A 14,867-nucleotide genomic window follows, 5' to 3' on the forward strand; every position below is an offset into this window, starting at 1 on the left:
CTGCCGCCTATCAAAGTTGATAATAGTTCTCATTTTTATTTGAAAACCGCGCGGTGGCCACTTACTCTGTCCAGGCAACCCCAACGCCTCACCGACCACCCGACAACGGGAGACCGCCGTGCTTTCCATACCCCTCCCTGCCCGACTGGCAGCCCTGCTGCCAGCCATTACCCTCAGCGCCTGTACCACAATGTCGGCGCCGGAAAGCGCCGGTGTTCACATCCGCTGGACGGCGCACGATATGCCCCACATCCAGGCTGACAATTACCAGGGCCTGGGCTTTGGCTATGGCTATGTGCTGGCCCGCGACCGGCTTTGCGAAGCCGCCGGGCGCACCATTGCCCTGCGCGGCGAGCGCTCGCGCTACTACGGGCCAGACGGCCTCGCCACGGTGGGCTTTCTGAAAACCACCAACCTCAATTCCGACCTTGCCATCAAACTGCGCCTGCCGGACGACTGGGTGCAATCCGAACTGCGCGGGCTGCAGCCCAACACCCGTGAGTATATCCGCGGTGTTACCGCCGGCATGAACCACTACGTTGCGCAGTTGCCTGCGGATGAACGCCAGGGCGCCTGTGGCGAAGAGCCTGTTCCCGAATTCCGGGACACCGACATTGTGCGCTCGGCCATGCGCTTTGGGGTGATGAAGGAACTGGTGGATGTGGGCCCGGCCCTTGTTGCCTCCGCTTCGCTCTGGACGCCAGTGCCGCTGGCCGCCAGCAGCGTGCATGCCAGGCCGGTGCGGGTGGAAGGCGGCTTTGGCAGCAATGCCTGGGTCTATGGCGGCGATGTGGTGGCCGGCGAAGGCGCCCTCATGCTCGCCAACCCCCACTCCGCCTGGGAGCGACGCCCGCACATGCAACGCATTTACATGCACCAGGCCCACCTGACCATTCCGGGCGAGTTGGACGTGGCCGGTGCCACCTTCCTCGGCATACCCCTGCCCCTGTCGGGCTACAACGCCGACGTGGCCTGGACCATTCTGGATGCCGCCACCGTATCGCCCTTTGTGTTGCAAGCGATGGACGTACAGACATCGGGCACTGCCCCCACTTACCGCATGGACGGTGAAACCCGGGCGCTGGAACGACGGCCGGTAACGGTGGCGGTGCGGCAGGCGGACGGCCAGGTGGTGCCACGCACCTTTGAGTTCGCCCACTCCGAACTCGGCGTGCTGTACAAGTTGCCCGAGGCCCCGGGCCGACCGGCGGGCTGGTACGCCATCACCAACGCCGGTGAACGAAACGCCAGCGGGCTGGACCAGTTCCTGGCGGTCGCTCGCGCCGCATCCACCCGCGATGCGATGGCCGCCGTGGCCGCCCACCGCGGCATCCTGTCGCAACTGCTGGTTGCTGACCGGCACGGCGACGTGGGCTATGTGGTGGCCGGCAACGTGCTGCCGGTGGATGACAGCGCCATGCGCGCCTGTCACCTGGCAAGCGATGCGAACAGAAGCTTCAAAACCGTGGACGGTTCGCGCAGCGCGTGTGCCTTCAGGGACAGCGACGGCCAACCCCTGCTGGCCCCGCCCGACTTCTATCCCGACCTGGTATCGCGCAGCATCATTCACAACACCAACAACAGCTATAAATACTCCGAGTACGGCAAAACCCAGGCAGCGTATCCGGCGGTGTTTGGCCTCCACTTCGCAAAAAGCACAGCAGGGCAGACACTGGCCGCGGGGCTGCGCTACGACCCGCGCCTGGTCATGTCCGCCCGGCGCATGGGGGAAGTCAGCGCAGACGGCGTGGTCACACCGGATGAGGCAAGCCAGGTGGTCTTTGACAACCGCAACTATGCCGCCGAGACCTTTCTGGATGACATACTCGCCCTATGCACACCCACAGACCCGGCGGCCCTGAAAACCGGCTGCACCACCCTCGCCAATTGGGACCGCAGGAACAATCGCAACAGCCGGGGCGCCCTGCTATTCCACCAGTTCTGGAACCGCGTGGTGCGCCAGGGCGGCTTCCTGCCCGCCAACCCCACGGGCAACCCCGAGGTGCGCGAGCGACTGCTGATAAGTCCGGACAACGCGCCGCAGCTCACCGCGGCCCTGACCGACGCCGTGCAGGAACTGCACGCACTGGGCTTTGCGGCAGATGAACCCTGGGGCAATGTGTTGTATGCCACCGCCGACGGAACCCGCATTGCGCTGCACGGCGGCTCGTACCAGGAAGGCGTGCTGAACGGCGAGATGCCCATGCCACTCACCCGCGAGGGCTTTCCGTTCATTCTGTTTGGCACGGTATACCTGCAACGCATCCAGTGGCCCGGCGGCGAACTGGTTGCCGACGTGTTGCTGAGCCACGGCCAGCGCGAGGACGTTGACTCCCCCGGGCGCAGCGCACAGCTAAAGCTGTTCTCCAACAAACAGTTGTACCGGCCCCCCTTCAGCCCGCAAAGCCTGACTTCAGCCGAGATCATTGAAAGCCGCAGGTTCTGAGTACCGGTATGCTCCTGCCTTTGCGGCCAATCGTCGGCCGCCTGTCGCACGGAGTGACCGGCCCATGCAGCTTGCACGCCCCCTGCCGATGACCCTGCTCAGCCCGCTGTTTTGATTACCGGCGAGCGCGACGACACCGCCAGGCCACGCAATTCCATCCGGCTGGCGGAACTGGCACCCCAGGCCAGCGCCGGCTAGTCCGCCGGGGGAAACAGAACCCGCAGGCCGTCGGCCAGGGCCACCTGCCAGGCAAAGTAGTCGTGGCCGGCGGCATACTGCCTGAATGTCACCGGCACCTTGCGGGCCAGCAATACATCGCGCAGGTGGCGCGAGGTGTCCAGTATTCCCTCGCCAAAAACCGGGTGGGCCCGCTCGAACAATCCCGCACTCAGGAAAAACGCCAGCGGCAATTGCGGCTGCACCGCCGCCTGTGATGCCACAAAGTTGGGTGTGTCTGCCGGCGCCTCTGGCGGGTGCCACCAGAACGAGCCGGACATCGACAGCACCTTGCCAAACACCGCCGGATGGCGCATGGCAATGGTGGTTGCGGCAAGGCCGCCGTAGGATGACCCCGCCAGGGCAACACGCTCGGCTGTAAACGTGGCACCGAGTTTGCGGGACACCGCCGGCAGTAATTCGCCAGCCATGAAGTCGGCAAACGCCGGGTTGCCCGGCAGTTCGCGGGCGCGGCTTTGCGGGTCCGGGTTGGCCACAAACACGGCGGTCACCGGGGCGATCTCGCCGCGCTGTATCAGGCGGTCGAGCATGGCGGGTGTCGGCACCTTCTCCTGGTAGGCCCGGGCATCGAACACCACCAGCAGATTGCCGCCCTGCGCTGCAACCCCCGGGGGCTGGTACAGCGTAATTTCCCGGCGATTGCCCAGGGTGTGGCTCTCGATCTGAAAGCGGGTGAAACGCCCGCCAGGTTGTGGGTCTTCCCCCTGCTCTACCACCAGCGGCGGCGCGCCCGGCAAGGCAACCGTCGACCACTGCTGGAAGCGGTCTGCCGCACCGGGCGGCCAGGGCGACTGGTTGAAGGGGTCGCGCTGGGCCGTGGCCAGAATCGCCATGCGCTGCTCGCGGGGCGTGCCTTGAACGGCGGGAATGTCCTTGGCTATCTGGTAGGACAGCCGGGTACCAGGTGGCACCGCGAAGCTGGCATACCAGACATCCGTGCCGACCAGGCGTTCCAGCCAGGTATGGTCCGCGCCGGGCCCGCCCAGCAATCGGGCATTGTGCTGCGCGCCCCGGGCCAGGAAGGTCATCACCGCGCCCTGTTCGGTGGCCTCCACCAGAGGGGCGCCGCTGGCTTGTACCTGACGCCAGAAGGCTGCCACATCGCCACCGCCAGCCAGCGCGGCAATGGTGGGGCTTAGGTATTCAGGTGGCGCCTGGGATGGCGCCCGGGATGGGGCCTGGGCGACGACCGGACTGCCAAGCGCCAGCGAAAACGCCGTGGGCGTCGCGGCGGAAACCCGCAGATGGGTCTGCTCCTCAACGGCCAGAAAATGAAAGGTGCGCCTGCCGCTGCCGCGATCCACCAGTAACCGCACCGGTTCACCCGCTGCATCCACCTGCGCCAGGCTGAGCGCCGCGTCACTGGCCTCGATGGCACCAGTCAGGTATTCCCCCTGCCGCGTTGCCAGTGTGAAATGCTGGGCCCTGTCACCACCGCCCAGCGTGCCGCTGACGCTGCCCCCAAGCGCCAGCGTTTGGCCACCGGCCGGCGCCGCGCTGCCAACCGGCGCCGTTGCGCCGCTCAGCGCCAGTAAGAGCAGACAACAGCCCCAGTGAATGAAATGCCGGCATCCTTTGCCCGGTTTATTTATACCACATGGACTTTTCATACTATTGATAATCATTTGCAACAAGACTGGCATTCTATGCGCTGCGTACTCGCCATGACAATGCCCGCGCCCTTTCCATGGCAGCAACCCATGGCAGCAACCCGTGCCCGTCAGCCTGCGGGTGGGTGGGGACAACCGTTTGAATGGCCCGCTCCGGGTGGCCCAGTCAGCCTGAGCCGCCCTCAATCAGAATAAGCCTGCCGGTCTTGGGGTCTCGGTACACCCGGCCCAGCGACTCCATGCCCTCGCCGTCGCCCTCAAGCTGCTCCTTGAGCGACTCAGGCGGTTCCGCCAGTTCCTGTCCCTGGCGAATGTCCACCGCCTGCTCCAGCTGGAAGTGCTGGCGCAGCTCCCGGCTCTGGGCGATCAGCGCAATCAGCAGGCCGAGGGCGAATACCAGCATCACATCCATGATGTTAGCGAAGCCGGCCAGCGGATCAGTATCCGCCTCGCTGAAATGGCCTTGCTGCCAGGGTGGCCGCTTATTCGCCATTGGCAGTGACCGCCATTGCCCGCCAGGTGTCCTCGTACCAGCGCCGCCGCACCCGCCCGATCAGGTAGGCGAGCAGGCCGACCAGCAGGCCGATAACGGTGGTATCGAAGGCCACCGTCAGGGCGGTGGCGAGGATGTCGAGATTGCCCGAGCCCAAGGCCGACAGGCCCGGCCCCAGGGGTATCAGGGTGCCCATCAGGCCGAGGATCGGGCCGCTGCGCGCCAGCAGATCGGCCCGCTCCAGGCGGCGCTGGGCGTAGCGTTCAAAGTGGTCGACCTCGCCGCGCCGCAGCAACACCAGGGTCAGGCTGCGCTCTGCAATGGCCATGCCCAGTTCCCACAAGGTGAGCAACAGGGCCAGCCCCAGCCCGGCAATCACCGGGTAGAGGAGCCAGCCCACCACCTGGTGCAGAATGCCGAGGGTAAAACCGTGGATGATCATGTCGGTGCTTCCCCTTCTTTAACTGGATTTCGGGCTGGCATGGCGCAGGGCGCGGTAGAAGCCCGCGGCAACAACCAGCAGCAGCGCCGCCAGCAATAGCCAGCGCCAGCTCGGCGACTCTGTTGCCTGGCTGGTTTCGCTGGGCACCGGGTCGGTCGCGGCCCGCTCATCGGCCGGCTCCGCCTTTTCCAGTTCGATTTCCGTCAGGCGATGGATCTCCTGCGCCGCTTCCGGGTCGGCCTTGGCGCGCTCAACGACTTGCTCCAGGGCCTGCCAATCCTCGGCACTCAGGTGCTGCTTCAACCAGGGCAGCATGGGGTGATCCGGCGTAGTGTGGCCGCTGCCCGGCAAACCGTTGGCGCTGACCAGTGCGGCAAATTCCCCGGCCAGTTGCGCGGTGGTGGCCGCGTCCGCCTGCCAGAAGCCCTTGTGAATGGCCACCAGCATGATGGCCAGCATGTTGCTCTTCACATGGACGTTGTGGCCCTTTTCCAGGAAGGTGTCGAGTTGCAGATCGTAGCGGTCATCCACGTAAACCTCCTTCACCTCCTGCCAGGCCCAGTCGCCCACCAGGGTCGGATTGGTCACCTGCCAGCCCCACAGGTATTCCAGGAATTCGCTGCCCATGGTGCGCGCGCCGGCGTAGCCGTGCTCCATCAGGCCCTGCAGCCACTCGGGGTTGAGGAAGCGGCCGCGCAGTTCCTGGCGGAGGGCCACCGCCAGCGGTTCGGCGGACACTCGCTCCGGGTTGGCGTGGTTGAGCACAAAGTTATTGGGCGCGTTGCCGGTGAGGGTTTCCACCGCCAGACTGAGGCCGCCGAGGTAATCGAAGGCGTCGTTGTTGTCGATCAGGCCGTAGAGGTTGCTGGAACGGCCGAACCAGGTGTTCTCTACGTCTGCCAGCACGCTGCGGAAAGCGGCCTGGGCCGGCGCGCCGAAGACGCTACCGCCCTCTTTACCACGGCCATCTCCGCCACGGCCATAGCTGTGGCCCAGGCGACGCATATAGACATCCGCCAGTTCCGCCCGTTGCTCCCAGGCGCCGGAGCGCTCCACCAGGCGGTTAACCCCGGCCCCGTAACTGCCCGGCGCATCACCGAACACCCGCAGGCTGGCCAGCGCGCCTGCATCCGCTTCCGAGTGACCGGCGGCCAGCAGGACCCGGGCCTGCTTCACCCAGTGGGCCGCCACCTGGTTCTGTTCCAGACTTTCGCTGCCGCCCATCGCGGCACCGCTGCCCTCCTCGCTTTGCAATGGCTGCAGCGCCTGGGCCAGGGCCAGCGTCAGGGCTGGATAATCTCTGCGAATCGTGTCGGCACTGGCGTCCAGAGCCATCAGCACGGCCTCATCCAACAATGCCATCTGCAGGCTGTAAAGATCGCGGAACAGGCCGGAGGTAGTAAACACCATGTCGCGGCGCACCTCGCCCTCAGCGAGTTCGCGACGCTGCAGTCCCTTCACCAGGCCGCGGCTGTTCCACACTGGCGCCAGGCCCAGCATGTCCAGGCCAAAGGCAATCATTACCCCCTCGTCGCGCACCACGTCCGAGGCCCACAGCACCATCGCCTCGCGTTTTTCGGGGTTCATGGCAGTATCGGCCCGCGCATTCACCGCCATCTCCCGCCCCAGCTCCCAGGCCACCGGGCTGGGAATCAGGCTGTTGTCCAGGGCGAAGAAATTGCGACCAGTGGGCAGGCTTTCGGGGCTGCGAATCGGGTCGTTGCCCGGTCCCGGCGCGATGAAGCCACCGTCGAGACCACGCAGCAGGGCATCGATTTCCACATCCGGCGAGGCCTGCAATAACTGCTGCCAGGCGCTGCGCTCGCTGTCACTTTCCGGCGCCATGGAGTCGAGCATCATGCCGATGGCATCGCTGCTCCAGTCCCGTCCCAGTACATGCAGGCCAAGCGGCATGAAACGCTCCTGCAGGTCAGTCAGGTAGTGGCCCACCTCGTGCACCAGCATGTCGTCGTCAACCTCATCGAAGCTGATGCCCATCACTGCCAACTCGGCCGACATGGCCTCGGCCAGTTCGTCCTTGAGTTCCAGCGCGTCCACCTTGTCGCGAATCTGCTTCACCAGGCGATTTTCCAGTGCGACATTATCGGTGCCGTGGCTGGCCTCGAAGCTCTCGATCAGCTGGCGCAGTTGCAGCAGGTCGTCGTAGAGGGGGGTGTGCTCCAGCGGCGGTGTGAGGTGATCCACCATCACCGCCAGCCCGCGGCGCTTGGCCTGGATGCCCTCGCCCACCCCGTCGACGATGTAGGGGTAGATGCCCGGGACATCGCTGGCGATGATGCGCGAGTAGTCGTCTTCCGCCAGGCCCACCGAGCGCCGGGGCAGGAATTCATAGGTGGAATGGCGGCCAAGGTGGACGAAGGCGTCCGCCCGGAAGGTATCGCGCAGGTAGTGATAGAAGGCCAGGTACTGGTGGGGCGGCGGGAAGGCGAGGTTAGCGTGCAGCAATTCCTCGTTGATTTCCCAGCCCCGTGGCGGCTGCGGGCCGATGAACACATTGCCGAATTGAATACCGGGCAGCAACAGCTCACCCTGGTAGGTCATCACCTTGCCCGGCGCCTCGCCCCAGCCACCCAGGCCTTCGATGCCGGTGTTCTGCAGCGCATCGATCCGGGTCAGCGCCTGCTCCCAGCAGGGGGCGGCGGTCTTTTCGATGGTCTGGTCGTAGCAGTGTTCAAGTTGCTCCAGCAATGCCACTGCCCGGTCGCGGGCCGGATGGTCCACGCCTTCCAACAGGTGGTGCATCTCCTCAACGGTGTGGTGCAGGGCATCTTCCGCCAGCCCTGTTTCGCCCGCCTCCACCGCTGAGCGCAACTGCTCGTGCAGCAGACCGAAGGGGCCGCTGACCATCTCGCGCTGCACACTGGCAGGCAGGCCGGCGAACCACTGGCGATAATCCTCGGCGGACATGTGCTGGATGCGCGGGCTCATGCTTTCCAGGGCAGCGGCATCATTGGGCAGGTTGACGCCGCGCTCCTGCATCATGTCCAGCAGGGCCTCCTGCGAAGCCGGCAACTCACCGGTATCGTAACCCTCGGCCTTGAGCCGATTGAGTATCTGCCACAGCGAAGCCGGTACATCCAGGTTATCGGCGCCGATATTGTGACGCCCGGGCGGGTGGTTGTAGTAGACGATGGCGATACGTTTCTCATTGTTCGGCAGGGCCTGCAGGCGCTGCCAGCGCGCCACACGAGACAGCAGCGTGGTCACGCCCTCCGCTACGCCGGTCACCGGCTGAATGCGAATCCCGGTGAGCGGGTCATCGGTCTCGTCCCCGGCCGCAGCGATCACCAGCGGTTGGCTGGCGCCCTGCAGCTCCGGCATGGCCACCTGGTAGTACACTTTGTCGTGGGCCAGGCCGTCCGAGGACAGTTGGCGCTGCAGTGGCGTGCGATCGCGTAGCTTGATGGCCTTGAGCACCGGCACATTCAGAGACTCGAAGGCAGCGCTCACCTGCTCACGTCCCTCGCCGCCCCCGATCACAAAGTCCTGCAACATCACTACCGCACTGAGCTGGGCTTTGAGCGGTTTGAGCGCGTCAACCGCTGCGACGCCCGCCTCGCCCCAGTAGGCCAACCCGATCAGGCAGTGTTGCTGGATATGCGACTCGGCCCGCTGGCACAGATCGCGCAGCAGAGCATTGTCGGCCGGGCGATCGCCGCCGGCGTGATCCAGTACAACCAGCAGGGGCTTGTCAGGGGGGATATTGGGCATATCCGTACTAAACTCCCCTCGATACTGCCAGCGCAGACGTGGCACGGGCATTGGCTGCGGCGCGTCGATATCCGCACCGAGAAAACTGAAACCCCAGGCAAACAGTCCAGCCATGTTGGCGCTGCCGCCGGCCTGCCAGTAGCGGCGAGCGCTGAGCCATTCCACCTGGGCCGGGTAACGCTGCTGTAACTGCGCCAGTTCGGCATTGAAGTCGGCGCTGTGGTCCATGGCCGAGAGCTCCCGCAGTAGTTCATCACTGTCGAACACCGGGTTTGAACGCACCTGGCTGAGGCGAATCAGGCGATGGTCGCTGTTGAACAGCAGACGCGGCGTAGAACTCGCAAGAAAACGGGGTTCCAACTCGGCAACACTGGCGCCGAACAGCCCCGCACCCAACAACAGATCGCTGTCGTCTATCAACGCCTGCTGCTGCAACGGAGTCATTTCCCACAACTGCACATCACTGCGCGCCACAATACGATAGCCGGGGTACTTCGCGTTGAATTGGCGCGCCGCCTCAGCAATGGTTTCAGCGTTGCGCTGGGAGGTCAGCATGAGCAGCTGCAGGGCATCGGCGGGCGCTGCCGCCTGTACAGCCGCCAGGGGCGTAATCATCAGTACCCACAGGCTCACCAGCCAGGCCGGTAGACGGGGGATGGAAGGAGTCATTGCCATGACGGTTTCTCCTGGCGAACGGTCAGTGTCGGGTGGGTGGCGCGGGTGGAGTTGGCAGGCAAACGGGCGCTGCCACCGGCACGGCGCGGGTTCCTGCGCTTTGGCTTTGGCTTCAGCCGCCGCCAGGCGATAATCACCGAGGTCAGCGACAGCACCAGGCCGGCGATGCTGAGGGTGATAACCACCACATCCCACAATGGCCTGCGATTGATGAGGAACTGAAAATCGAGGCTGTGCAGGCCATTGTAGATCCAGCGCTCCAGCCGCCCGGTAGCGGTCAAGCGATTGAGCAGTTCACCGGTGGCGAGGTCGATGTGAAACCAGCTTTGCGCCGGATCGTCAAAGCGCGCCCGCAACACGGGCAAGGGGCGCCAGTCGTCGTGGTGGGCGTAGTAGTAGCTGTCATAGCGCGCAAGGGTATCGATGGCGCTGACCGCATGGCCGGCCATCGCCTGCTGGATTTGCGCCAGGGCCGGGCCAGCCCAGTCCGCGGGCGCAGTGACGGCCGCGCGATGAACGTCGCCTGATACGGTATACAGGTGCGGCTGCCCCGCCAGCCAGTGCCATACCACCTCGCGGCTGTCTGGTCGGGCGGCGATCACCCGGCGCAAAGCCGCCACGTCGGTGCTGCCATCCAATGCCGTTGCCGGCGGCGGAACCTGCCGGTAAAGCGCGCGCTGCTCGCCATAGGGCAGGTCGTCGTCGAAGATACCCCAAGGGCCCATCGACATGAGGCCGCTGAACAGAAAGGTGGTGAGCGGCAGGAGAAAACACAAGCCCATCAGGTGGTGCAGCTTCAGTGCACCGCGGTAGGGGGTGACATCGCGCCCCCGATAGCGCTTGCGCAATCGCAGGCGCATCACACCAACAACGGCACCGGTGATGATCGACACCAGCCCGGCCAGCGAAACCACTACCACCAACCAGTACCAGAGACTCCCGTGGCGGCGCAGTTGCAGGGGGTACAGCCAGTGCAGGTTGGCGCCCAACCAGTTCCAGGCTCGCTCGCTGGCACTGGTGTCGCGCACGACCTCACCTGTGCGGGAGGAAACGTAAAGCTCGGTACCGGCGGCGTCGTGCAGTGCAACCCTGTGCAGGGGGCGGTGGCGATGCAGTTCGCTGGACACGGACCACTGGTCCACATCAATCCGGTCGCGATAGTCCGGGCCGCCCTCACCGGCAAGGCCAAGGGTATCTGCATACACGGCGGCGGCGCGCAGTGCATCCGCTTCACCAAACGCGGCAAAGCGCTCTCCGGTATCGGCAAACAAGCCAAACGTCACGCGTTCTGCCGTCTGCAGCAGGTAGGCCGGGCGCCCGGTAACGCTACTCAGGCGAAGGCCGTCGATACGCGCAGTATCATCAAGCTGCGCCAACAGGGCCTGAGGGCCAAAACGCAGGGACTGTGCCTGCAGTGCCGGCAAAGCCGCCAGTCGCTCGTCGACACCCAGCCGAGGGAAGCCGACATACATCATCACCACGCCGGAAAAAAACCACATGGCAAACAGCAGGCACATGCCCACGCCAAACCAGCGGTGCAACAGGTACAACCAGCGGCGCCAGCTCATCGCGCAAGATCAACCGGTGTGCCAATACTGGCGGCTTGCAGCCTGTGTGGCTGCTGATAGAAAACCATGGTCGCTCCTCGAACACGCCTGTTGGCAGCGGGCAGAGGAGTAAGAACAGGCAGGCATTGGCCGGCGCTGGAAACAGCCGGCAAGAGTGAGCCACCTGCGCAAGGAAGCCCTCCGCTTCATCACTGCAGATCAAGATTGCGACGTAGGGGAGGCATCAGGAAACCCGCCACGGGGTGGCCCGGCAGGTGTACCAGCGTGAAGCCCTCCGCTTCATCGTCACAGTCACTGCACGTGTGGCGAAAACGCCAGCAGGCCGGTTTCGGGCTTGGGATACCGTGTATCCACTTACCGTTGCGGGGGCAGCGGTGGTTTTGTCAGCGACGGCCTGTGGGCCAATGCCCTTGCCGTGACGCACCACACTTCCCGTTTACCCTGCTCCAGCTGTTCCCGGCGAGGAACAACGAGCAGGCACCTGATGCAGGCGGGCGATTGTACTGGCGCGTAGGAAGAGGCGTCAATGCGAACACACTGCAACTGCGAGTGCTGGACGGCAACAGGGCGTTCCGATATTCTCCCGCGCTGCTGGTGGCGCGGCTGGTCATGTTTTTTCCAGTCGCCTGAAAAGGGAACCCGGTGCAATTCCGGGACTGACGCGCAGCGGTAATGGGGAACGAGATCGGCACCAAAGGCACTGTTCGCACGAACGGGAAGCCGCCGGTCGAGGCAGGTAACTTCGGTTTACCAGGCCCCTGAGTCCGAAGACCTGCCAGCAGACACGGCTTATGTCCTCGCGAATCAGGATACCAGCACCGGTTTTGTACAACCCGCTTCTGCGCTCGCAGAGACCGGGTGTTGTGCGCATTTCCGAGTGTGGCGTTTCGCGGGGGCTGCCCCAACGCGAACCCCTGAAGGAGAGTGTCATGACACCCCGCCCACTGTGCTTTTTTTTCGACTTTGTTCTCGCCGCTGCCGGCCTGGCTGCCTTACCCGCCTTTGGCGACACGCCAGCGAACACCCCGACAAACACCCGCCTGGAAGAACTGTTGGTGGTCGGCCTGAGGCTTGAAGAATCCCTTCCACTGACCCTTGAGCGCTACGGCAACCAGGTGGAGGTGATCACCGCCGACACCCTGCGCAAACACAACTTTGTCGATGTGACCGACGCCCTGAAAACCCTGGTGCCGGGCCTGCATCTATCCCCCAAGAACGGGCCGTTTGATTACTTCTCGGCCTCGCTGCAGGGCGCCCGCAGTCAGGATATTCTGTGGCTGGTGGACGGTGTGCGCATCAACAACCGCCTGTACAACGGCACCAGCCCGCTGGACACCATTCCCTCGCACATGATCGAACGGGTAGAAGTGCTCAAAGGCGGACAGGGCATCTTCTACGGCACCCAGTCGGTCAGCGGCGTGATCAACATCGTGACTCGTGCATTCAGCGACGCGTACGACGGTGCAATCGGCGCGGGCGTCAACAGCAACAGCGGCTACGACTTGAGCGCCTACGCACGCGGCGCGCTGGGCAATCACCAGTTCGTCGCCTACGCCTCCCAGGACTATGCCGATGGCTATACGCCCTTTGACGAGACTGCCATTCAACCCAGCGCCACCGATACCGAGCGCACCTACGACGTAATATCCGCCGGCCTGAAATATGCCTACAACCTGAGCGACAGCACCCGCCTGTCGGCCATGTACCAGTACACCGATGCAGACCTGGACTACGCCCGCCCCAACCTGAACAGGAAAACCATCAACCACCGTGAAGAAACCCTGGCCACCCTCAAGCTGGACACTCGCCTGAGCGACTACGCCCAGCTCTACATCAAGGGCTATCTGCACGAGTGGGACACCTACTACACGCGCATCTACAACACACTGGACGACAACGGCAACCTGACCGGCGATGCCGTTGTCGTGAACGACAACGACTACTGGGGCTACGAGGACTACGGCTTCAATGCCATGCTGGAACTCGACTTCGGCGGTAACCTGGAATACGTGCTTGGGGTCGACCAGCAGAACTACTCCGGGGTGGACGAGGTATGGCGTATTGCCGACCAGGAAGAAACCGTGAACGCGATGTTCGCGCAACTGCGCACCTCAAGCAAACTGTTTGAAAACAGCCTTTTTGCCCTGGGCGTTCGCAACAACCGCCCCTCGGATGCCGCGGCGTCCACCGTCTGGAACCTGACCGGCAAGCACGACTTCGCCAGTGGCTGGTACCTGCAGGGCAATGTCGGTACCTCCTTTCGCCTGCCCGATGCCGAAGCGCTGTTCCTTAACGAGTTTTACGACCAGAACGGCGATCGCGTGCCCGACGGCGGCTGGTTTGCCATTGGCAACCCGGAACTGGAAGCGGAGGAAAGCGAGAACCTGAACGTATCGCTGGGCGCAAGGTGGAACCGCTTCCAGTTTGAGCTGACCGGCTTCAAACGGGATGTGACCCACTACATCACCAGCGTGCCAGTGACCATCGGCGGCGTCACCGGCGACACCTTCGAAAACAGCAATGACGAGGTCAACATTGAAGGCGCGGAACTGCAAACGCACTGGCAGCTGAATGACAGTCTACGCGGTCAGCTCAGTTATACCTGGACCCAGGCGCGCTTTAACGGCGAGGGCGAGCAGCTCAACGACATCCCCGAGCACGCGTCCAAGTTAAGCCTGAGCTACCAGCAACCGGGCAGCCGCTGGGGCGCAAACTTCACCGCCGTTTACGTGGGCGACATCAACGACCGACAAACCCGCGACAGCTACACCGTGGCTGACATTTCAGGCTTCTATTACCTCGGCAGCAAGCAGCAACACCAGCTCACCCTGCGCCTTGAGAACATAGCCGATGTGAAATACGCCACCGATATCAGCACCGCCGCCGAAGATGCCACCGGCAACAGCTATCTGTACCGAAGCCTGGGCATGGAGCAGACCCTGCACCTGGGCTACACCTACCGCCTGTAGCTGGCGCTGTTGTAGCGGGATGGGGATGGGGATGGGGCTGATGATTGCGCAGCGTCTTTAACCGCTGCCGGCCTGTGCAGAGCGGGTACAGGCACGGGGGCTTGCGCCCCCGCGAGGGCGTTATTCAGAGCTGTCGACGGCTTCCTTGGTAGCTTCCCAGGCTTTCTTGCTGCCTTCCTTGGTGGCATCCCAGGCTTCGCTGGAAGTTTCCTTGGTGGCGTCCCAGGCCTTTTCGCTGCCTTCCTTGGTCGCATCCCAGGCTTTCTCGCTACCTTCTTTGGTGGCATCCCAGGCTTTTTCACTGCCTTCCTTCGTAGCGTCCCAGGCCTTCTTGCTACCGTCCTTGGTGGCATCCCAGGCTTCGCTGGAGCTTTCTTTGGTAGCGTCCCAGGCATCGCCCGAGGCTTCCTTGGTTTTCTCCCAGGCCTCGCCCGAGGATTCCTTTGCCTTGTCCCAGGCGTCTTCTTCGGCATCCTGGCCATGGGCGAAGGCTGTAACACCACTCAGCAGCAGAGCTGCAAGGTACGTATTTTTCACTGTCAAATCCTCATCGCTACCGTATTAACCGCCGGGCAAGCCTGGCTTGCCGTTGACTATAGACCACAGCGCCAGCCACTGCCGCAAACCTGGGCCTTGCCGGGTATCGGCAAGGCGCCTGTTGGCTGCTCGCGGGACAGTGGCCAGCGCCCCATCCA

The 14,867-nt window shown here is 64.0% G+C and carries 8 protein-coding genes and 2 riboswitches; of the genes, 2 read left to right on the forward strand and 6 right to left on the reverse strand.

The genetic code is table 11. The features are described from left to right. Positions 1 to 118 precede the first annotated feature (118 nt). Positions 119 to 2,446, forward strand: coding sequence for a penicillin acylase family protein (locus tag DDZ17_RS07770; protein ID WP_206613475.1), 2,328 nt, complete (start codon positions 119 to 121; stop codon positions 2,444 to 2,446). A 194-nt stretch (positions 2,447 to 2,640) separates the two neighbouring features. Here the strand turns inward: DDZ17_RS07770 and DDZ17_RS07775 are convergent, their stop codons facing one another. The 5 genes from DDZ17_RS07775 to DDZ17_RS07795 form a co-directional block, all read right to left on the reverse strand. Then, positions 2,641 to 4,293, reverse strand: a complete 1,653-nt coding sequence (locus tag DDZ17_RS07775) for an alpha/beta hydrolase-fold protein (RefSeq protein ID WP_170150177.1) — start codon at positions 4,291 to 4,293, stop codon at positions 2,641 to 2,643. Between the two features lie 166 nt (positions 4,294 to 4,459). Then, on the reverse strand, positions 4,460 to 4,786 hold the full coding sequence (locus DDZ17_RS07780) for a DUF2149 domain-containing protein (protein ID WP_116365522.1): 327 nt from the start codon (positions 4,784 to 4,786) through the stop codon (positions 4,460 to 4,462). Further along, entirely contained in the window at positions 4,776 to 5,228 is a 453-nt protein-coding gene (locus DDZ17_RS07785; RefSeq protein ID WP_116365524.1) for a MotA/TolQ/ExbB proton channel family protein, read from the reverse strand. The genes DDZ17_RS07780 and DDZ17_RS07785 overlap by 11 nt, the downstream gene beginning before the upstream one ends. 18 nt (positions 5,229 to 5,246) lie before the next feature. After that, a complete protein-coding gene (locus DDZ17_RS07790; protein WP_241505818.1) occupies positions 5,247 to 9,635 on the reverse strand; it encodes a cobaltochelatase subunit CobN in 4,389 nt (1,462 codons plus the stop codon). Then, a complete protein-coding gene (locus DDZ17_RS07795; protein WP_116365526.1) occupies positions 9,626 to 11,203 on the reverse strand; it encodes a PepSY-associated TM helix domain-containing protein in 1,578 nt (525 codons plus the stop codon). Before DDZ17_RS07795 ends, DDZ17_RS07790 begins: the two co-directional genes overlap by 10 nt. A 303-nt stretch (positions 11,204 to 11,506) precedes the next feature. Continuing rightward, positions 11,507 to 11,703: riboswitch (cobalamin riboswitch) on the reverse strand. A 75-nt stretch (positions 11,704 to 11,778) separates the two neighbouring features. Then, a riboswitch (cobalamin riboswitch) is annotated at positions 11,779 to 11,997 on the forward strand. A gap of 135 nt (positions 11,998 to 12,132) precedes the next feature. Between DDZ17_RS07795 and DDZ17_RS07800 the strand changes: the two genes are divergently transcribed. Continuing rightward, positions 12,133 to 14,172: a TonB-dependent receptor plug domain-containing protein gene (locus tag DDZ17_RS07800; RefSeq protein ID WP_170150178.1), complete on the forward strand. Its 2,040-nt coding sequence runs from the start codon at positions 12,133 to 12,135 to the stop codon at positions 14,170 to 14,172. Between the two features lie 120 nt (positions 14,173 to 14,292). Here DDZ17_RS07800 and DDZ17_RS22695 read toward each other — a convergent pair whose 3' ends face one another. Next, positions 14,293 to 14,709, reverse strand: a complete 417-nt coding sequence (locus DDZ17_RS22695) for a hypothetical protein (RefSeq protein ID WP_206613476.1) — start codon at positions 14,707 to 14,709, stop codon at positions 14,293 to 14,295. Positions 14,710 to 14,867: the final 158 nt, after the last annotated feature.

Source organism: Parahaliea mediterranea (assembly GCF_003402235.1).
Lineage (GTDB): Bacteria > Pseudomonadota > Gammaproteobacteria > Pseudomonadales > Halieaceae > Parahaliea > Parahaliea mediterranea.